This window comes from Vibrio sp. T9 (genome assembly GCF_003123985.1).
Lineage (GTDB): Bacteria > Pseudomonadota > Gammaproteobacteria > Enterobacterales > Vibrionaceae > Vibrio > Vibrio diabolicus.
The window spans coordinates 1-18,411 of record NZ_NIGY01000009.1 but is presented as its reverse complement, the minus strand read 5'-3'; the positions used below and the strand labels follow the sequence as shown (position 1 = coordinate 18,411).

Here is an 18,411-nt window from a genome sequence, read left to right as displayed (position 1 = left end):
CGGGTATAAATATTGCTTTAACAATTTCAGTGAAGTTTGGTGGATTTTTCTTCGTTAGGCAAACAAAGAAAAAGCAAAGACTGTTCCAATATTCACTTTCTTAGAAAGGAATTAATCAAGAACGGTATCACCTCAGATTATCTGGAGAATCAAACCATGAAAAAGTGGCTTGTCGCCGCATCGATGATGACGCTTCTGACATCGTGCGCGTACTCACCGATTTACAATGGTAAAGAACCGTACTCGGGAAGCCAGTTTATGCTTATGGATAGTCCACGTCATACGATGGACTTTTTCATTGAAAGCATGACCGAAGACCTGATGGTTTCTAATGTGGCGGTATCTGCGCGGACACCGATTGCGATTACCTCGTTTGTTGATCTACAAAATATGGATGCAACAAACTGGTTAGGTAACTCGGTCTCGGAAGGTTTTATCCATCAGTTCCAGCGCCGAGGGTTCAAAGTGGTTGATTTCAAAACTACGGGCTCTATCCAAGTGACGCAGCAGGGCGATTTTGCTTTAAGCCGTGATTGGCAAGATCTGGCGCAAGAGCAACAAATTCAGTATGTACTGACCGGCACGATGCTGCGCCAAGAGGGCGGGGTGCTGGTCAATGCACGTGTGGTCGGTATGCAGAGCCGTGTGGTTGTAGCAACGGCGCAGGGTTTCCTTCCGGCTGACCGTATTGGTCGTGACTTAGATACGTTAAACAGTATCCGTACGCAAGATGGCGTGTTGATTCGCTCAGACCCAACCATTCGTCAGCCGTACACTGTGATTCTGCGTCCATAGGATAGAAGCATGAAGAAGTTATTATTTATTATTGCCACACTGGTATTGGTGGGGTGTCAGCCACTACAACAGATGCGTCAAGATGAAATCTTAGTGGCAGTGGGTTATGCGAGTGTCAGTGAGCAAACAGGCCGCACAGTAGAAGAAAAGCGCGTACGAGCAATGCGCGCATCAAAAATTGATGCATACCGTGAACTGGCAGAACAAGTGTATGGTATGCGTGTTAGTGGACGTGCAGAACTGCAAGACCAGCGTTTAGGTATTGAGAGCACTACAGGTGCGGTTGATGGTGTGATTCGCGGTGCAGAAGTTGTGCGTAGTTATCTTGTTGAGGACAGTTACGTGACAGAGCTGCGTCTTGATATTCGTAAAATGGATAAGCTACGTGATTACGGAGAAGTTCAACAGGTGCCTGAGAAGCGTCAACAAACCTTGTTCTAATGCACTAAGCGCATTACTTCAGAAGACCAGATAATCTTTCCCGCGGCTGATTGGCAACAATGAGTCGCTTTTTTATATCTACATTCTAGAGATGGTGTGGGGTAGGAGTGACGTTTAGGCTTTTATATTGGTGCCAAGTGTCGAAATAGTGTGGGTTTTGCCACCAGCATTGTAGGTCATGCCCACTTTGCCATGAGTTCGCTGAAGCATGTTATTGAGTTTATTGAAACTCAGCTGTGCGCGACTAAGCGATTCACCATTTACTTTGTTGACTTGTTGACAGTCGAGGACGATCGATTGGATTTGAGCAACAACCTGACTTAGGTGCTCATCTTCAGTAAGTTGATTGACGTGCGGGTGAGAGGCGATTCGCTGATCAGTTGTTCTAAGCTGATCAATGAGTGTCATCTTCTGTTTGGCAATACTCTCAATCTCGGTAGAGACACGCGCAGTTATCGCTTGTGTTTCTTGACGCAAAACAGCAGAAAGTGCCTTAGCATTTTCTAGTTGGAAATTGACGAGATCGACTAATGCTGCCATAAAATACTTACCTTCGGCCTAAGTCAGTTAGCTTTTGCCTTGCAATTCGTTTTCAAACTTAATCATGTTGTCGGCCAATTTTTCAGGATCGACTTTGTATGAACCGTTTGTGATTGCTTCTTTGATTGCCGCCACTTTGGCGCTGTCATAGGCCGGAGAAGCTGCCATATCTTTTTGGAGTTTGCTAACGGCTTTGCTTTGCTGGCTGAGTGATACAGCGTCTTGTTGTGCGGGTGCTTTTTTCGATTCAGTCGTGCTGGTAGCATTGGAATCGTTACGCGCAGGTGCACGACTTGTCGTCGTCATCATTTGCCCTGAACGTATATTATCTATACCTGCCATGTTTAACCTTTGCCTTGTATCGTAATACTGGTATCCAGACTATCGACCAGTGCAAAAATAACTTTAGTCATTTTTTGCATTTTTATTGATCAGTTTAAACACGCTACCAGTGGGTGTTAAAAATTAACAGTGATTTCCGCAATGCCAGTCACTATGCCTTCTATTATACGCTGTGACTTATCATTTTTCACTCTTACTTGATCGCCAGCCGCACCATCTTGCAATGCTGTGCCTTGCGTGGTGATTGTCATGCCAGAATTTACCGCTTTAATTGTGACCTTTTCATTCCGGCAAACGACACAGACATCATTACGTTCAACAACATCACCTAGGCGAACGTTGCGTTTTAGCTTTGCGCCAACCACTTGATCGTAGTTAGAAAAGCCATCTTTGCGAAAGCGCTGCAGCTCGATCATAGAAGTGGTGACATCCGACGCGCTGACGATTTCTCCTCTCCCTAGTGTTCGTGTTGCGACGATCATTGGCACTGATACCGAGATCCGTACAGGCACATAGACTTTCCAGTCATCCGATGGGCATTCCACTAGAACATTGATGTTGCTTCGAGTACTGCTGGTGGAAGAAGCTGACGTATCCAGGGGCACTGGGCAATCCGTTGCTTTTATTCTCGAGTCGATATCTGCCGCATTAACAGATAGCTCGCCACCATCAGGCTGATCAACTGTAGCAAGAATATGTTGTTCTGCTGCCGTTTTTATTTGCTCGATCTGATTATCTGAAGCTGAATGAACAAAAAAGCTAAACATACTGAGCAAAATGCCGATAGACTTAGCGTACTTTGTAATTAGCGCTCTACATATTGTCATAGTCAATGGTGTCGAAGTGAAAGTGAAATACGCCATACTGTCTCCCTGGTATCGTGCTTGCCAGTGGTAGAGTATCATTTAAAAACAAAAAGTTTGAGATGGAGATGAGCATATGACGGGGATTCTTGACTCGGTGAATCAGCGTACGCAACTCGTCGGTCAGAACCGATTGGAATTATTGACCTTTCGACTGATGGGCCGACAGCGCTACGGCATTAACGTATTCAAAGTGAAAGAAGTACTGCAGTGCCCTAAGCTGACTTCAATGCCAAATCTACACCCGCTGGTAAAAGGTATCGCTCATATCCGCGGCCATACCGTGTCCGTTATTGATTTGAGCCTGGCAATTGGTGGCCGCCCAACCACTGATCTGGATAAATGTTTTGTTGTTATCGCAGAATTTAACCGTACGATCCAAGCATTTTTGGTATCATCGGTTGAGCGTATTATCAATATGCATTGGGAAGCGATTTTGCCACCGCCAGACGGTGCGGGTAAAGCGCACTACTTGACCGCAGTGACGAACATCGACAACGAGCTGGTTGAAATCCTTGACGTTGAAAAAATCCTGGCAGAGATTGCGCCGGTTGATGAAACGATGGATTCCGCTATCGGTGAAGAAATCGCGCAAGCAGAACAAGAAAAGCCTATTGTACGCCGTATATTGATTGCTGATGACTCGACTGTCGCGCGTAAACAGGTAGAGCGTGCGATTACATCAATCGGTTTCGAGGTCGTATCTGTCAAAGATGGCAAAGAAGCGTACAATAAGTTGATTGAAATGGCTCAAGAAGGCAATATCTACGATCAAATTTCGTTGGTTATTTCCGATATTGAAATGCCAGAAATGGACGGCTATACCTTAACGGCTGAAATTCGCAGACATGCCGATTTGAAAGACCTTTATGTTATCCTCCATTCTTCATTAAGTGGTGTATTCAACCAGGCTATGGTTGAGCGTGTAGGTGCCAATACCTTCATTGCGAAATTTAACCCAGATGAATTGGGTAACGCGGTTAAATCTGCATTAACACAATAAAAGAGACATTAATGACTGCTATTACAATCAGTGATCAAGAGTATCGTGACTTTAGCCGTTTTCTAGAATCGCAATGTGGCATCGTGTTAGGTGATAGCAAGCAATACCTTGTGCGTAGCCGACTGAGTCCTTTAGTGACGAAGTTTAAGCTCGCATCGTTATCAGATTTGCTACGTGATGTTGTTACAGGGCGCAATCGTGAATTACGAGTGGCCGCTGTGGACGCGATGACGACTAACGAAACCTTGTGGTTTCGAGATACTTATCCGTTCACAGTTTTAGCTGACAAATTATTGCCAGAAGTAGCGGCAAGCAAGCGCCCAATCAAGATCTGGTCTGCAGCCAGTTCATCGGGCCAAGAGCCGTATTCTATTGCAATGACGATTCTGGAAACGCAACAGCGCAAGCCGGGTTTGTTACCAAACGTGTCTATTACAGCAACAGACATTTCAGCAAGTATGCTCGAAATGTGTCGTGCAGGTGTGTATGACAATTTGGCTCTAGGGCGCGGACTTTCACCAGAACGTCGCCGCACCTTCTTTGAGGATGCGGACGGTGGCCGTATGAAAGTCAAAGACAACGTCAAACGTTTGGTGAACTTTCGTCCACAAAACTTGATGGATAGTTATGCACTGATGGGTAAGTTCGACATTATTTTTTGTCGCAACGTGCTGATTTACTTCTCACCGGAAATGAAATCAAAAGTGCTTAACCAAATGGCGAGCAGCTTAAACCCAGGTGGTTATCTGCTGTTAGGGGCATCAGAGTCGCTAACTGGTCTGACTGATAAATTTGAAATGGTGCGCTGTAATCCGGGTATCATTTACAAGCTTAAATAGCGGTATCTCTTCATTGATAAAAAGCCTGACCTCGTGTCAGGCTTTTTTGTTTGCTGGTTTCCTGCCTTCGAGTGTTTCCACGTTTTCACTTGCTAAATTGAAGCGCGATTTTGCTTTGTTCCCTCATCACGGTGTATCTTTATTAAGTGAACAAAGTGAAACGACATGACATTCCAGTCACTTTGGCTCACTTATTGCTATTCCAATGGGTGATAGCTATTAAGTAGATAGAGCGCTTTATATTTTTGGCATGATAGTTGCTTTTTGGTTATCAATCACGGTCAGTTCTTAATTGTAGAGGCAAACATGGCTATATCTTTTGACAATGCACTAGGCATCCACCAGCACACGGTGGGCGTACGTGAGCGCAATGCTGAGGTGATTTCCACCAACATTGCACAAGCCAACACGCCTGGTTACAAAGCAAGAGGTTTAGACTTTGCGAAGGAATTGCAAGCGGCAACATCTGGGGCAAGCATTGGTCTTAGTCGTACGGATGGTCGGCATATTCCTGCCACTACAACGTTGGTCGGGGACAAGCTATATCGTCTTCCTACGCAGCCTGATACGGGTGATGGCAACACGGTAGACTTGGATTTAGAGCGTAACTTGTTTATGCAAAACCAAATCAGACACCAAGCATCACTCGATTTTCTAGGCAGCAAATTCAAGAACTTAACCAAAGCAATCAAAGGGGAATAATTTAGATGAGCTTATTTAACGTTTTCAATGTGACAGGTTCCGCAATGAGCGCTGAATCCGTTCGTCTGAACACTACCTCAAGCAACTTGGCGAACGCCGACAGTGTCAGCAGCTCTGCGAAAGACACTTATAAAGCGCGCCATGCTGTGTTTGGAGCTGAGTTAAGTAACGCCATGCGTGGCGGTGATACGGTGCCAGTGAAAGTGATGGGCATTGTAGAAAGCGATAAACCGCTGAGTGCGGAGTACAACCCAGACCATCCCCTTGCAAACGAAGAAGGCTACATCTACAAGCCGAACGTGAATGTAATGGAAGAAATGGCGAACATGATTTCAGCTTCTCGCGCATACCAAACCAATGTGCAAGTAGCGGATTCTAGTAAACAAATGCTGCTGCGTACGCTGCAGATGGGTCAATAAGGATAAGGAGGTAGCGTATGGCCGGAATTAACAACGTTGGTCAAAGCGGCTTGTCCTATATCGACCAGCTTAAAAGTCTACAAGAGAGTAACAAGAAGACGGAAGAGAGCACGGGTAAGCAGGACCTAAAACAGGAAGACTTCTTATCATTGCTCACGAAGCAATTGTCTCAACAGGACCCTTTTAAGCCGGTAAGTAATGACCAGATGATTGCGCAAATGGCTTCATTTGCGACCGTTGATGGCATCGGCAAGATGAATACTCAGTTTGAGAGTTTGAACTCGTCAATGACATCAAACCAAGCGTTACAAGCTTCCTCTTTGGTAGGGCGTGACGTATTGGTCCCAGGAGCGGCAGGTGTGAAGCAGGACGACGCGCCAATGGCGGCAATGGTTAAGCTTTCACAATCTATCGATAATCTGTTTGTTCGTGTAGAGGATGAAGCTGGCCAACTGGTTCGTACTTTTGAGGTAGGGGCGAAACCAGCCGGCGACACGCGTGTGCTTTGGGACGGTAAAGATGAAAGCGGAAATCCACTGCCTGCTGGCAAATACAAAGTGAAAGCGTCTGGCTTAGTTGAAGGGGAGTCGCAAGAGTTCCCAGTATCGACATACGCCAACGTAAACAGCGTATTGCTCGGCAAAGGTGACGGAAACGTATTACTCAATCTGGCTGGTTTTGAATCGCCAGTTCGACTTGCAGAAGTATTGGAAGTCGGCAAAGCGTAGTCATAGCTCGCTAGATTAGGAGATTTTGGAATGTCATATGTATCTTTAAGCGGTTTGTCCGCCGCCCAACTGGATTTGAACACCACCAGTAACAACATTGCGAACGCCAACACGTACGGCTTTAAAGAGTCCCGTGCTGAGTTTGCTGATGTTTACTCTAACTCTTTATTTACTAACGCAAAAACCACTCCGGGTGGTGGTGCGCAAGCAAGCCAAGTGGCGCAGCAGTTCCATGAAGGCTCAAGCATTTACACCAACAACCCAATGGATCTGCGTGTTTCGGGTACAGGTTTCTTCGCCGTGGCGAAGGAGCGTCTGACTCCACAACAGAATGAACTGACACGTAATGGTGCATTCCATTTAAATAAAGAAAACTACATGGTGACCGCGAACGATGAGTTCTTATTAGGTTACCAAGTGGATCCAAGCTCTGGTGAGGTTTCTTCATACGAGCCACAACCTATCAATATTCCTGCTGAATTTGGTAAGCCAAAGCAAACAGCAAACATTGAAGTGGGCGTGAACTTGCCAGCTAACGGCGATTTGAAAGATCCAACTCAGTTTGATTTTTCAGACCCAGATACATACAACCGTTCAACCTCTTCGACTATTTATGACTCGATGGGTCAGTCTTACAAGCTAACGACGTACTACTTGAAAGATCAGACTCAGCCAAACACGTGGAACACTTACTACACCGTGACAGATAAAGAAGGTGAAAAGCCTTTAAATGTTGCGGCAGGTGATGCACAAACGCCAACAGGCCATGTGGGTCATACCATGAAGTTCAACAACGATGGTACGTTGGCGAGCTTGAACAATGGTCAGCCAATTACGTCTGTGGCACTGGGCGATCCGGCGACGAACACGACACCAGTCGATATGAATGGTGCCGATCCTGCGCAGACGCTTAACTTTGGTTTAGGCTCGGCAACACAGTTTGCTGCTCCGTTCGAACTGACCAAGTTCGATGAAGACGGTGCAACAACGGGCTTCCTAACCAAAGTTGACTTCGATGAAAACGGCAGCGTAATGGGGACTTACTCAAACGGCGAAAACGTCACATTGGGTCGTGTCGCGCTAGTACGTGTTCCAAACGAGCAAGGTCTGGATAAGAAGGGCGGTACGCAATGGGATTCAACTCAGTTCTCTGGTGACAAGATTTGGGGTGAATCTAACAAAGGCTCTTTTGGCACCATCAACAACGGTATGCTGGAACAGTCAAACATTGATATGACGCAGGAGCTGGTTGACCTGATTTCTGCTCAGCGTAACTTCCAAGCAAACTCACGTTCGCTAGAAGTGCACAACCAGCTACAACAAAATATCCTGCAGATCCGATAATCTGCATCATCAAGTTAGGCGCGCTTTCGCCGCTCGGCTTGATAACATCATGACATTCATCTGATGCTTAGCCTGAAAATACCTCAGTTCAGGTTAAGCATGCTTTGATCTCTGATTTGCCGCCGTTGCCGCCATGTGGATCAAAACCTTGCCCTTGTTGCAGTTTTCTGCCACTGAAACCCCTCTTAATCTTTTGTTTCTTATTTAAATGTTTGATAAATAAGCTAATTTTATGTTGGCATAACTATTGCTTTTACTCCGTATACAGAGAAGTTTTTGGAGTAATTTATGGATCGCGCACTGTTTCTCGCAATGAGTGGGGCCAAGCAAAATATGCAGGCACTACAATTGCGTGCTAATAACTTGGCTAACGTAAGCACGACAGGGTTTCGTGCGGATTTAGCACAGGCTCGCTCAATGCAGGCTTATGGTGAAGGCCATCCTTCACGTGTGTTCAGCATGACAGAGCGTCCAGGGCATAACTTTGCTCAAGGTAGCGTGATTACAACAGGGCGTGATCTGGATGTGACGATTGAAGGCAGCGGCTGGATTTCGGTACTCGATCACACGGGTAAAGAAGGGTTGACCCGTAACGGTAACCTAAAAGTCGATCAAAATGGCATGCTTACTAACGCAAGTGGCCATTTAGTGCTAGGTGAAAATGATGCGCCGATTACTTTGCCTATTCCTCTCTCCAAAATTGAAATCGGTCGAGATGGCACCATCTCTGTGCTTCCTCAAGGTGCCCCGGCAGAAGAATTCCAAGCGGTTGATCGCATCAAGCTTGTTAAGCCTAATGATCAAAGCTTATTTAAAGACACCAATGGCTTATTTCGCCATAAAACTCCAAACCAACCTTACGAAGCAGACGCGACTGTTAGCCTCCAGACAGGAGCGATTGAAGGCAGTAACGTGAATGCCGTAGGTGAAATGACCGCATTGATTGACTTACAGCGTCAGTTTGAAATGCAAGTCAAGATGATGAGCACTGCTGAAGAGATGGATAAATCTTCAGATTCACTGCTTCGTATGAGTTAACAGAGTTAGAGGTTCACTATGCATCCAGCACTATGGGTAAGTAAAACAGGTCTAGACGCCCAACAAACCAACATTGCCACGATTTCGAATAACTTGGCGAACGCCTCTACTGTGGGCTACAAAAAGAGCCGTGCGGTATTCGAAGATTTGTTCTATCAGAACATCAACCAGCCTGGCGGCCAATCATCTCAGAACACTGAGCTTCCGAGTGGCTTGATGCTAGGTGCGGGTTCTAAAGTGGTTGCAACGCAAAAAGTGCACACGCATGGTAATGCTCAGACAACGACCAACGCACTAGACATGATGGTTGAAGGCGACGGCTTCTTCCAAGTGACGTTGCCGGATGGCAACATCGGTTACACCCGTAACGGTCAATTCACGTTAAATGGTGAAGGCACGTTAGTCACGTCGGGTTCTGGCTACCCTGTAGAACCTGAAATTGTGATTCCAGAAGATGCGATTTCTATCACTGTCGGTACGGATGGTGAAGTATCGGTTCGCGTCCGTGGTCAGCAAGACAACCAAGTCGTTGGTCAGCTAACCATTACAGACTTTGTTAACCCAGGTGGCCTAGAGCCAATTGGCCAGAACCTTTACTTACCAACGGGTGCCAGTGGCGATCCACAAGAAGGTGTTCCTGGTTTGGACGGTTTGGGTGAAATCCGTCAATCCATGCTGGAAGCGTCTAACGTGAATGTAACGGAAGAGTTGGTCAACATGATCGAAGCCCAGCGTGTTTACGAAATGAACTCAAAAGTGATCTCGTCAGTCGATAAGATGATGAGCTTCGTTAACCAGCAGTTATAACGGTTAAGAGCAAGAATTGAGGAGCTCACGATGAAACGTATTTGTCTACTTGCTTTGATTGCCACGATGTCGGGTTGTGCCATGTTAGAGCCGATTGAAACGGATGAAGTGACACAAGCAACGACGGTGGTTGACGCGGTAGAAGGCGATAAATCGAAAGAAGAGAGCAGCGGTATCGTGGATACACTGCGTGGCAGAAGCGATCCGGTTGCGGGTGATCCTGCATGGGCTCCTATTCATCCGAAAAAGAAACCTGAGCATTATGCTGCTGCAACAGGTTCACTGTTTAGCGCCGAGCACATTACCGATCTTTACGACGATTCCAAGCCACGTGGTATTGGCGACATTATTACCGTAACTCTGGATGAGACAACCAGTGCGACGAAAAGCGCCAATGCCGATTTATCGAAAACCAATGAAGCACAAATGGACCCGCTTCAAGTGGGCGGAGAAGAGCTGCAAATTGGCGGAAAATATAATTTCTCTTATGACTTAAACAACTCCAACTCATTTGCAGGTGACTCTTCTGCAAAGCAGAGCAACAGCATCAGTGGTTACATTACTGTTGAGGTGATTGAAGTTTTGGCAAATGGCAACCTCGTTATCCGTGGAGAAAAATGGATGACGCTTAATACGGGTGATGAGTACATACGTTTAAGCGGCACTATTCGTCCGGATGACATTAGTTTCGACAATACTATTGCATCAAACCGCGTTTCTAACGCAAGAATTCAGTACTCTGGCACCGGTGTACAACAAGATATGCAAGAGCCGGGTTTCTTGGCACGATTCTTTAATGTAGCGCTATAACACGCCGTGCTGACGGCAATTTGACTGCAAGAGATAAGTAAGCATGAAAAAACTCCTTTTAATACTGATGAGCGTTGCTCTGTTTTCTACCGCTGCCCAAGCTGCACGTATCAAAGACGTCGCGCAAGTGGCAGGTGTACGAAGCAACCAACTCGTGGGTTATGGTTTGGTTTCAGGCTTACCTGGCACAGGCGAAGCGAACCCGTTTACGGAGCAAAGTTTCGCCGCTATGCTGCAAAACTTCGGCATTCAGATGCCGCCGGGCACAAAGCCAAAAATTAAAAACGTTGCTGCAGTCATGGTAACGGCAGAGTTGCCGCCTTTCTCTAAACCAGGTCAGCAAGTAGACGTGACAGTCTCTTCCATCGGAAGTGCCAAAAGTTTGCGTGGTGGTACGCTACTGCAAACGTTCCTAAAAGGTCTCGATGGTCAAGTTTACGCGGTTGCTCAAGGTAACTTAGTGGTGAGCGGCTTCAGCGCTGAAGGTGCTGACGGTTCAAAAATCGTAGGTAACAATCCAACCGTTGGTCTTATCTCTAGTGGTGCGACAGTAGAGCGAGAAATTCCAAATCCATTTGGTCGTGGTGATTACATCACGTTCAACTTGCTTGAGTCAGACTTCACAACGGCTCAACGTATGGCGGATGCGGTAAACAACTTCCTTGGCCCACAAATGGCGAGTGCAGTAGACGCGACGTCGGTACGTGTACGTGCCCCTCGTGATGTCAGCCAGCGTGTGGCGTTCTTATCGGCAATTGAAAACCTAGAGTTCGACCCAGCAGATGGCGCAGCCAAAATCATCGTTAACTCTCGCACGGGTACCATCGTAGTTGGTAAACATGTTCGCCTTAAACCTGCTGCGGTAACGCATGGTGGCATGACGGTTGCGATCAAAGAAAACCTGAATGTTAGCCAACCGAACGGCTTTTCTGGTGGGCAAACCGTTGTCGTGCCAGACTCGGATATCGAAGTCAGCGAAGAGCAGGGCAAGATGTTTAAGTTTGAGCCAGGCTTAACGTTGGATGATTTGGTCCGTGCCGTTAACCAAGTCGGCGCAGCGCCGTCGGATTTGATGGCTATCTTGCAAGCATTGAAACAAGCTGGTGCCATTGAAGGCCAGTTGATCATCATTTAATGGTTAGGAGGTAGGTATAATGAACAATCCTAACGACATTGGTTTTATTCATGACATCAGTTCGCTGGATACCTTGCGTCAAAAAGCAGTGAAGGAAGGTAAAGATGGCGAGCAAGAAGCACTGCGTGCAGCAGCTCGTCAGTTCGAATCTATTTTCACCTCCATGATGTTGAAATCCATGCGAGAAGCCAATGAGGGCTTTGAGTCCAACATGATGAACAGCCAGAACGAGAAGTTCTATCGACAAATGCTCGATGAGCAGATGGCGAGTGAGCTCAGTTCGTCTGGTTCAATGGGCTTGGCCGATATGATTGTTAAGCAATTAACGGCTGGACAAGGTAACGACAAGAGTGAAACGGCAATGCGTGATGCGGCAAATAATGCCGTGGAATATCGTCGTGTTGACCCGAAAAAAGCGCGTGAGATTGAACAGCGCTTGATTGAATCTGGTCAGCTATCTCGACCAAGCAATGAACCAACTCGATTCGATTCGCCAGAATCTTTTGTTAACTCGATGAAGCCATACGCGGAGAAAGCCGCTAAAGCCCTAGGTGTCGAGCCATCTCTGCTACTTGCTCAAGCGGCTTTGGAAACGGGGTGGGGACAAAAGGTCGTGAAGAACGCGCGTGGCAGCAGCAACAACTTATTTAACATCAAAGCAGATCGAAGCTGGCGGGGGGACAAAGTGACGACTCAAACTCTAGAGTTCCACGATAACACGCCAGTGAAAGAGACGGCAGCGTTTCGCGCCTACTCAAATTACGAAGACAGCTTTAATGACTTTGTGCGCTTTTTAAATGACAACCCACGTTACGAGATGGCATTGCAACAGCGAGGGAATTCAGAGTCCTTCATTCGCGGCATCCACAGCGCGGGTTACGCGACTGATCCGAATTACGCAGACAAAGTCCTGCAGGTGAAGCAGAAAATCGAAAGTATGTAATTTACTCTTCGCCAGTTCATGTTGTTTTCGAAGGCTTGCCACTGTGCAAGCCTTTACTTTTTCTGAACATTCACACCTCTATTTTATTTGGCACACCTTTTGCTTTGATGTGTCTAGGTGATCGGTTTTGCCGATTTTATTTCGTTTTTGGGGGCATGTATGGCGTCAGATCTTCTGAATGTAGGTACTCAAAGTGTGCTTACTGCTCAGAGACAATTAAACACCACTGGTCATAACATTTCTAATGTTAATACAGAGGGTTATAGCCGCCAGTCTGTTATCCAAGGTACGAATGATCCGCGCATGTTTGGTGGTTCTACCTACGGCATGGGTGTGCATGTGGAAAATGTTCGCCGCTCGTGGGATCAGTTTGCCGTGAATGAACTGAACTTGTCGTCAACCAACAATGCCAACAAAACGGATACCCAAGACAATCTTGATATGCTCTCTAGCATGTTGAGCTCAGTTGCATCGAAGAAAATCCCAGAGAACTTGAACGAGTGGTTCGATGCGGTCAAAACCATGGCAGATACCCCGAACGATTTGGGGGCACGGAAAGTGGTATTGGAAAAGGCGAAAATCTTCTCTGATACATTAAATGACTTCCATGAAACCGTGCGATTGCAATCTGATGTGACCAATAAAAAATTGGATATGGGCATTGAACGCGTGAACCAACTTGCGTTGGAAATCCGCGATGTGCATCGGTTAATGATGCGCACACCCGGTCCACATAATGATTTGATGGACCAGCATGAAAAGCTGGTTACTGAGTTATCTGAGTACACCAAAGTTACCGTAACCCCACGCAAAAATGCCGAAGGGTTTAATGTTCACATCGGCAATGGACACACACTTGTTTCTGGCACGGAAGCAAGCCAGCTCAAAATGATCGATGGCTATCCGGATGTTCATCAAAGACGATTAGCAATGGTGGAAGGGAATGGCATTAAAGCGATCAAGTCTGATGATATGGATGGCAAAATCGGCGCTTTGCTTGAAATGCGCGACAAACACATTCCGCAACTTCAGGATGAAATGGGCCGTTTAGCGACGGGTTTCTCCTACAAAATTAATCAGCTGCAATCTCAAGGTCTGGATCTCAACGGCAAGATAGGTAAAGACGTATTTACCGACGTGAACTCTGAGCTGGTGGCAAAATCTCGAGTTTTTGCTGCGCCTGACTCTCAAGCTGATGTTGCGGTTTACATTGATGATATCTCAGCGATCAAAGGTGGTGAATATTCGCTACGTTATGATGGCGACCAGTATAGCGTGACAACACCGAAAGGTGAGCAAATGTCGTTGAACATTGATCAATCGGATTCTTCGTTTGTTCTGGATGGTATGAAAGTGCAAATCGGTGAAGGTCTTGCCGCTGGTGAGCGCGTATTATTGCGCCCAACACGAAGTGGCGCAGCCATCATCAAGATGGAAACCAATGATGCAAAAGCCATTGCCGCGCAAAGTTATGAAGCTTCAACCACTTTTGCTCAAGGTAACGCCAAGTTCAAAATTCGTGAGGCGGGGGATGTTAAAGAGTTTGAGGTCACCGTACAACCAGCCGACGAGAAACATGATAAGCCATGGTTAAAGATCACGGACAACAAAGGCAATTTGCTATCGGACAAATACTCATACCCGCTAGACAAAGACAACCCGATGATTGAAATCTCAGTGCCGAAAAGTCATCCGCTGTATAAAAATGGCGATGCGACTGTATTTGAGCTGAGCGAAGGCGCGCTGATGAATGATAAATTCACCGCAAACTTGGTGCCTTCTGAAGGTGGTAACGGCAACTTGAGAAAAATGCAGAAGATCCAAACAGACAAGATGATGGATGGAAAATCCAGTACTTTGATTGATGTTTATCACAACCTCAATACCGAAGTCGGATTGAAATCTTCTACAGCAAACCGATTAGCTTCTGTCGCTCGCTTAGAGCATGAAGCGGCACAAGAGCGCGTTGCTTCTATCTCTGGCGTTAACCTCGATGAAGAAGCGGCCAACATGATGAAGTTTCAACAAGCGTACATGGCTTCATCACGTGTGATGCAAGCGGCGAATGATACCTTCAATACCATTTTACAACTGAGGTAAGGAGAAGAGATAAGTGCTAACCCGAATTTCTAGTTTCCATAACTATCAGTCCGTACAAAATGATTTGCGTCGTCAAGAGAATAAGGTTCACCATAACCAAGAGCAACTTGCTTCAGGGAAAAAGTTACTGAAACCTAGCGACGATCCCCTTGCGTCGCATTACATTCAAAATATTAGTCAGCAACAAGAACAGCTACAACAATACCTTAGCTCAATAGTGTTGGTGCGTAATCGTCTAGAAAACCACGAAGTTAATATCGCCAATGCAGAGAATTTTGCCGACGAGTCGAAGCGCTTAACGATGGAGATGATTAACGGTGCGTTTTCTGCGGAAGACCGACAAGCAAAGAAGCGTGAGCTAGAAGAGATTGCGAACAACTTCCTTAACTTAGTGAATTCGCAAGATGAATCTGGTAACTACGTGTTTGCTGGCACTAAGCCAAAAAGCCAACCATTCTATCGCGATAAAGACGGTAGTGTTCAGTACGCTGGAGACGATTACCAGCGCAAAATGAAAGTCTCCAGCATGCTTGAGATGCCAATGAACGATCCTGGCAGCAAGCTGTTTATGGAGATACCAAACCCATTTGGTGATTATCAGCCGAATTACGATCTACAAAACGGTTCTGAGTTGCTATTAAACAGAGCCACTAACGTTGATACGAAGGATGATGCGGCGTATCGCGTGACATTTGTCGATATGAACAACGGCAAATTTGGTTACCAACTAGAGCGTAACGGTAAAGTCGTGGATGCCGATGAGTTTTCTCCAGAAAAAGGCATTGAGTACAAAGGCCTGACAGTGCACGTAAAAGGTCAAATTACGCCTGGCGACAGCATCGAGATTGAAAAGCGGGCAGAGTTCAGCATTTTCGATACCTTCAAGGATGCAATGGCGTGGTCAGATAAATCGGTGTCGGATACGTCGGCGACCGCCAAATTGCACCAAATGACAGAAGAATTTCACGCTGCTTTTATCCATTTGAATAAAGCGCGTACTGATGCTGGCGCTCGATTGAGCACGCTCGATATCCAAGAGCAAAACCACGAAGACTTTAATTTGTCTCTGGCGAAAGCGAAGAGCAACTTTGAGGATTTGGATTACTCTAAAGCCGTGATCGAGTTCAGTGAAAACTCGCGAGCGTTACAGGCATCGCAACAAGCATTCGGTAAGACCAAAGATCTAACTCTGTTTAACTATATTTAGTCTGACTTAAGACACACTGTCTGATTTTTGATGCCTTATGTGCAAAGCCTTAAGTGCGATAAATCGACGTAAATTGAGAGTCATGCTATGCGGCACGATTTTACCCAAAGCGGCAATGACGCGAGAGGCAAGTCGGGCGGCAACAGAGTAGCGGTCAATATACATGAGACAAGATGAGCCTCATTATCCTGAAATGGTTTGGTGCTAACGCTAACTTATTGTTTATTTAATTCTTTTAAAAGTAGTGAAATAAATTTTGTAAGTTGGCACACAAATTGTATTGAAAATATTAGAACAGATTTCGAGATTCTAAACCCTGCGTTTAAGGCAGATTTAGCAAGTAATTTTTACGGTCAGTGCTTATCCAAATGAGAGTAAAGCTGGCCGCTTCGCAAAAGCTTGCGAACTCAAAAGGAGAGCAAAATGGCTGTAACAGTTAGTACTAACGTCTCCGCGATGACCGCGCAGCGTTACCTAAACAAAGCGACTGACGAATTAAACACGTCGATGGAGCGCTTATCTTCAGGACATAAGATTAACAGTGCAAAAGATGATGCGGCAGGTCTCCAGATCTCTAACCGCTTAACCGCACAGTCTCGTGGTCTAGATGTCGCAATGCGTAACGCGAACGATGGTATCTCGATTGCACAAACCGCTGAAGGTGCTATGAATGAGGCAACATCTGTCATGCAACGTATGCGTGACCTTGCTATTCAATCATCGAACGGTACTAACTCTCCGGCTGAGCGTCAGGCGATCAACGAAGAGTCAATGGCATTGATTGACGAGCTAAACCGTATCGCAGAAACCACGTCATTCGGTGGCCGTCGTCTATTGAACGGCTCATTCGGTGAAGCGGCATTCCAGATTGGTGCGAGCTCAGGTGAAGCAATGATTATGGGGCTAACCAGCATTCGTGCGGACGATACTCGCATGGGCGGTGTGACCTTCTTATCGGAAAACGGTAAAGATAAAGATTGGGGCGTTGACCCAGCTAAATCGGATCTAAAAATCACTTTGCCAGGTATGGGTGAAGACGAAGACGGCAATGTCGATGATCTAGAAATCAACATTAATGCAAAAGCAGGTGACGACATCGAAGAGCTTGCAACGTACATTAATGGTCAGTCTGATATGATCAACGCGTCTGTAAGTGAAGATGGCAAGTTACAAGTTTTTGTTGCACATCCAAACGTTCAGGGTGAAATTTCAATTTCGGGTGGATTGGCGTCTGAGCTTGGTTTGAGCGATGAACCTCTTAGAACATCAGTACAAGATATTGATATGACAACCGTACAAGGTTCTCAAAACGCTATCTCTGTGCTGGATTCGGCACTGAAATACGTGGATTCACAACGTGCGGATCTGGGTGCGAAGCAAAACCGTCTGAGTCACAGCATCAACAACTTGGCTAACATCCAAGAAAACGTTGACGCGTCGAACAGCCGAATTAAAGACACGGACTTTGCGAAAGAAACCACGCAAATGACCAAAGCACAAATTTTGCAACAAGCAGGTACATCGATTCTTGCTCAAGCGAAACAGTTGCCAAACTCTGCAATGTCACTATTGCAGTAGTTTACTTAGCCTGTACTCAATACATTCAGACGTGGATGGGAATGCAGGCTTTTGGCAAGCAACTTTATAATAGAATGAGCGGCTCTCTCATCTCTCACCTGCCAATCATTTTCAATGTAAAGTTGCACTCGGTATGCCGGAAATGTGTTCATTTCTCTTGATCTCCACATAGGCTCTGGCGACCAACCTAGCCCCAGTTCTCTCAAAGGAAAAGGGGCTTTTTCTTTTCTAATTCTCACGTCTATCGTCTGCGAACTTACCTTTAATTGTTTCCTTTTGCTGGTTTTCTATACAATTTGGCCCTCTCGGCTCGATTTGTGGAAACTTGAGCACTTTTTCTTACTTTTCTTCAATTTTATTAGCTAAATCTCGCAATGTTATTTTTTTAAATTTTTTTCTAAAGCTTCTGAATTTGGTGTCGTTAATAGGGGTAACTTTGAGAGAACTACTTGGTTTTCCGAGACGTCGGAAACCGCTATACCGGAAAATCAATTGGAGAAATCACCATGGCAGTGAATGTAAACACTAACGTATCAGCAATGACCGCTCAGCGTTACCTAAACAACGCAAACTCAGCTCAACAAACTTCTATGGAGCGTTTGTCTTCGGGTTTCAAAATCAACAGCGCAAAAGATGACGCTGCGGGTCTACAAATTTCGAACCGTTTGAACGTACAAAGCCGTGGTTTGGATGTGGCGGTTCGCAACGCGAACGACGGTATCTCAATTGCACAAACCGCTGAAGGTGCAATGAACGAGACCACTAACATTCTTCAAC

At 45.9% G+C, this 18,411-nt stretch carries 19 protein-coding genes and 1 pseudogene; 17 read left to right on the top strand and 3 right to left on the bottom strand.

What is annotated here, in order from left to right; genetic code table 11:
* Nucleotides 1–156: 156 nt before the first annotated feature.
* Together CBX98_RS18555 and flgP are read left to right on the top strand one after the other, a co-directional pair.
* A complete protein-coding gene (locus CBX98_RS18555) occupies nucleotides 157–795 on the top strand; it encodes a FlgO family outer membrane protein (RefSeq protein WP_005382013.1) in 639 nt (212 codons plus the stop codon).
* 9 nt (nucleotides 796–804) lie between these two features.
* Nucleotides 805–1,236: a flagellar assembly lipoprotein FlgP gene (gene flgP, locus CBX98_RS18550; RefSeq protein ID WP_047009552.1), complete on the top strand. Its 432-nt coding sequence runs from the start codon at nucleotides 805–807 to the stop codon at nucleotides 1,234–1,236.
* Nucleotides 1,237–1,350: 114 nt separating this feature from the next.
* On the opposite strand, the gene flgN is transcribed toward flgP, so the two are convergent.
* The 3 genes from flgN to flgA form a co-directional block, all read right to left on the bottom strand.
* Nucleotides 1,351–1,776, bottom strand: a complete 426-nt coding sequence (flgN, locus tag CBX98_RS18545) for a flagellar export chaperone FlgN (protein WP_046874280.1) — start codon at nucleotides 1,774–1,776, stop codon at nucleotides 1,351–1,353.
* A 27-nt stretch (nucleotides 1,777–1,803) separates the two neighbouring features.
* Nucleotides 1,804–2,118 (bottom strand): flagellar biosynthesis anti-sigma factor FlgM, encoded by a 315-nt coding sequence (gene flgM, locus CBX98_RS18540; RefSeq protein WP_005382018.1) that lies wholly within the window; start codon nucleotides 2,116–2,118, stop codon nucleotides 1,804–1,806.
* 116 nt (nucleotides 2,119–2,234) lie between these two features.
* Nucleotides 2,235–2,981, bottom strand: a complete 747-nt coding sequence (gene flgA / locus CBX98_RS18535; protein ID WP_085342935.1) for a flagellar basal body P-ring formation chaperone FlgA — start codon at nucleotides 2,979–2,981, stop codon at nucleotides 2,235–2,237.
* 76 nt (nucleotides 2,982–3,057) lie between these two features.
* Between flgA and CBX98_RS18530 the strand changes: the two genes are divergently transcribed.
* The 15 genes and pseudogenes from CBX98_RS18530 to CBX98_RS18455 form a co-directional block, all read left to right on the top strand.
* Nucleotides 3,058–3,984: a chemotaxis protein CheV gene (locus CBX98_RS18530; protein ID WP_005382022.1), complete on the top strand. Its 927-nt coding sequence runs from the start codon at nucleotides 3,058–3,060 to the stop codon at nucleotides 3,982–3,984.
* 11 nt (nucleotides 3,985–3,995) lie between these two features.
* Nucleotides 3,996–4,823 carry a protein-glutamate O-methyltransferase gene (locus CBX98_RS18525; RefSeq protein ID WP_005393137.1) on the top strand — a complete coding sequence of 276 codons (828 nt, stop codon included), beginning with the start codon at nucleotides 3,996–3,998 and terminating at the stop codon, nucleotides 4,821–4,823.
* Between the two features lie 306 nt (nucleotides 4,824–5,129).
* The gene (gene flgB, locus CBX98_RS18520; protein WP_005382026.1) at nucleotides 5,130–5,525 is read left to right on the top strand and encodes a flagellar basal body rod protein FlgB; all 396 of its coding nucleotides are present in this window, start codon (nucleotides 5,130–5,132) and stop codon (nucleotides 5,523–5,525) included.
* Between the two features lie 5 nt (nucleotides 5,526–5,530).
* Nucleotides 5,531–5,944 (top strand): flagellar basal body rod protein FlgC, encoded by a 414-nt coding sequence (gene flgC / locus CBX98_RS18515; RefSeq protein WP_005393132.1) that lies wholly within the window; start codon nucleotides 5,531–5,533, stop codon nucleotides 5,942–5,944.
* Nucleotides 5,945–5,961: 17 nt separating this feature from the next.
* Nucleotides 5,962–6,672 (top strand): flagellar hook assembly protein FlgD, encoded by a 711-nt coding sequence (flgD, locus tag CBX98_RS18510; RefSeq protein WP_005393125.1) that lies wholly within the window; start codon nucleotides 5,962–5,964, stop codon nucleotides 6,670–6,672.
* A gap of 30 nt (nucleotides 6,673–6,702) precedes the next feature.
* On the top strand, nucleotides 6,703–8,016 hold the full coding sequence (gene flgE / locus CBX98_RS18505; protein WP_005393123.1) for a flagellar hook protein FlgE: 1,314 nt from the start codon (nucleotides 6,703–6,705) through the stop codon (nucleotides 8,014–8,016).
* Between the two features lie 288 nt (nucleotides 8,017–8,304).
* Nucleotides 8,305–9,054: a flagellar basal-body rod protein FlgF gene (gene flgF / locus CBX98_RS18500; protein WP_005382031.1), complete on the top strand. Its 750-nt coding sequence runs from the start codon at nucleotides 8,305–8,307 to the stop codon at nucleotides 9,052–9,054.
* 18 nt (nucleotides 9,055–9,072) lie between these two features.
* Nucleotides 9,073–9,861, top strand: a complete 789-nt coding sequence (flgG, locus tag CBX98_RS18495) for a flagellar basal-body rod protein FlgG (RefSeq protein ID WP_005382032.1) — start codon at nucleotides 9,073–9,075, stop codon at nucleotides 9,859–9,861.
* A gap of 30 nt (nucleotides 9,862–9,891) precedes the next feature.
* Entirely contained in the window at nucleotides 9,892–10,671 is a 780-nt protein-coding gene (flgH, locus tag CBX98_RS18490) for a flagellar basal body L-ring protein FlgH (protein WP_006743029.1), read from the top strand.
* Nucleotides 10,672–10,714: 43 nt separating this feature from the next.
* Nucleotides 10,715–11,806: a flagellar basal body P-ring protein FlgI gene (locus CBX98_RS18485; protein WP_006743028.1), complete on the top strand. Its 1,092-nt coding sequence runs from the start codon at nucleotides 10,715–10,717 to the stop codon at nucleotides 11,804–11,806.
* A 16-nt stretch (nucleotides 11,807–11,822) separates the two neighbouring features.
* Nucleotides 11,823–12,749 carry a flagellar assembly peptidoglycan hydrolase FlgJ gene (gene flgJ / locus CBX98_RS18480; RefSeq protein WP_109169978.1) on the top strand — a complete coding sequence of 309 codons (927 nt, stop codon included), beginning with the start codon at nucleotides 11,823–11,825 and terminating at the stop codon, nucleotides 12,747–12,749.
* A gap of 159 nt (nucleotides 12,750–12,908) precedes the next feature.
* The gene (gene flgK, locus CBX98_RS18475; protein WP_109169977.1) at nucleotides 12,909–14,849 is read left to right on the top strand and encodes a flagellar hook-associated protein FlgK; all 1,941 of its coding nucleotides are present in this window, start codon (nucleotides 12,909–12,911) and stop codon (nucleotides 14,847–14,849) included.
* A 13-nt stretch (nucleotides 14,850–14,862) separates the two neighbouring features.
* Entirely contained in the window at nucleotides 14,863–16,056 is a 1,194-nt protein-coding gene (gene flgL / locus CBX98_RS18470; protein ID WP_109169976.1) for a flagellar hook-associated protein FlgL, read from the top strand.
* A 423-nt stretch (nucleotides 16,057–16,479) separates the two neighbouring features.
* On the top strand, nucleotides 16,480–17,634 hold the full coding sequence (locus tag CBX98_RS18465) for a flagellin (RefSeq protein ID WP_006743025.1): 1,155 nt from the start codon (nucleotides 16,480–16,482) through the stop codon (nucleotides 17,632–17,634).
* A 506-nt stretch (nucleotides 17,635–18,140) separates the two neighbouring features.
* A pseudogene (locus CBX98_RS18455) lies at nucleotides 18,141–18,411 on the top strand (flagellin); the annotation flags it as partial.

What these genes read in the sequence shown, in the direction of transcription:
- CBX98_RS18555 (WP_005382013.1), top strand. Translation starts at nt 157, where the DNA reads ATGAAAAAGTGGCTTGTCGCCGCATCGATGATGACGCTTCTGACATCG.
- flgP (WP_047009552.1), top strand. Translation starts at nt 805, where the DNA reads ATGAAGAAGTTATTATTTATTATTGCCACACTGGTATTGGTGGGGTGT.
- flgN (WP_046874280.1), bottom strand. Translation starts at nt 1,776, where the DNA reads ATGGCAGCATTAGTCGATCTCGTCAATTTCCAACTAGAAAATGCTAAG.
- flgM (WP_005382018.1), bottom strand. Translation starts at nt 2,118, where the DNA reads ATGGCAGGTATAGATAATATACGTTCAGGGCAAATGATGACGACGACA.
- flgA (WP_085342935.1), bottom strand. Translation starts at nt 2,981, where the DNA reads ATGGCGTATTTCACTTTCACTTCGACACCATTGACTATGACAATATGT.
- CBX98_RS18530 (WP_005382022.1), top strand. Translation starts at nt 3,058, where the DNA reads ATGACGGGGATTCTTGACTCGGTGAATCAGCGTACGCAACTCGTCGGT.
- CBX98_RS18525 (WP_005393137.1), top strand. Translation starts at nt 3,996, where the DNA reads ATGACTGCTATTACAATCAGTGATCAAGAGTATCGTGACTTTAGCCGT.
- flgB (WP_005382026.1), top strand. Translation starts at nt 5,130, where the DNA reads ATGGCTATATCTTTTGACAATGCACTAGGCATCCACCAGCACACGGTG.
- flgC (WP_005393132.1), top strand. Translation starts at nt 5,531, where the DNA reads ATGAGCTTATTTAACGTTTTCAATGTGACAGGTTCCGCAATGAGCGCT.
- flgD (WP_005393125.1), top strand. Translation starts at nt 5,962, where the DNA reads ATGGCCGGAATTAACAACGTTGGTCAAAGCGGCTTGTCCTATATCGAC.
- flgE (WP_005393123.1), top strand. Translation starts at nt 6,703, where the DNA reads ATGTCATATGTATCTTTAAGCGGTTTGTCCGCCGCCCAACTGGATTTG.
- flgF (WP_005382031.1), top strand. Translation starts at nt 8,305, where the DNA reads ATGGATCGCGCACTGTTTCTCGCAATGAGTGGGGCCAAGCAAAATATG.
- flgG (WP_005382032.1), top strand. Translation starts at nt 9,073, where the DNA reads ATGCATCCAGCACTATGGGTAAGTAAAACAGGTCTAGACGCCCAACAA.
- flgH (WP_006743029.1), top strand. Translation starts at nt 9,892, where the DNA reads ATGAAACGTATTTGTCTACTTGCTTTGATTGCCACGATGTCGGGTTGT.
- CBX98_RS18485 (WP_006743028.1), top strand. Translation starts at nt 10,715, where the DNA reads ATGAAAAAACTCCTTTTAATACTGATGAGCGTTGCTCTGTTTTCTACC.
- flgK (WP_109169977.1), top strand. Translation starts at nt 12,909, where the DNA reads ATGGCGTCAGATCTTCTGAATGTAGGTACTCAAAGTGTGCTTACTGCT.
- CBX98_RS18465 (WP_006743025.1), top strand. Translation starts at nt 16,480, where the DNA reads ATGGCTGTAACAGTTAGTACTAACGTCTCCGCGATGACCGCGCAGCGT.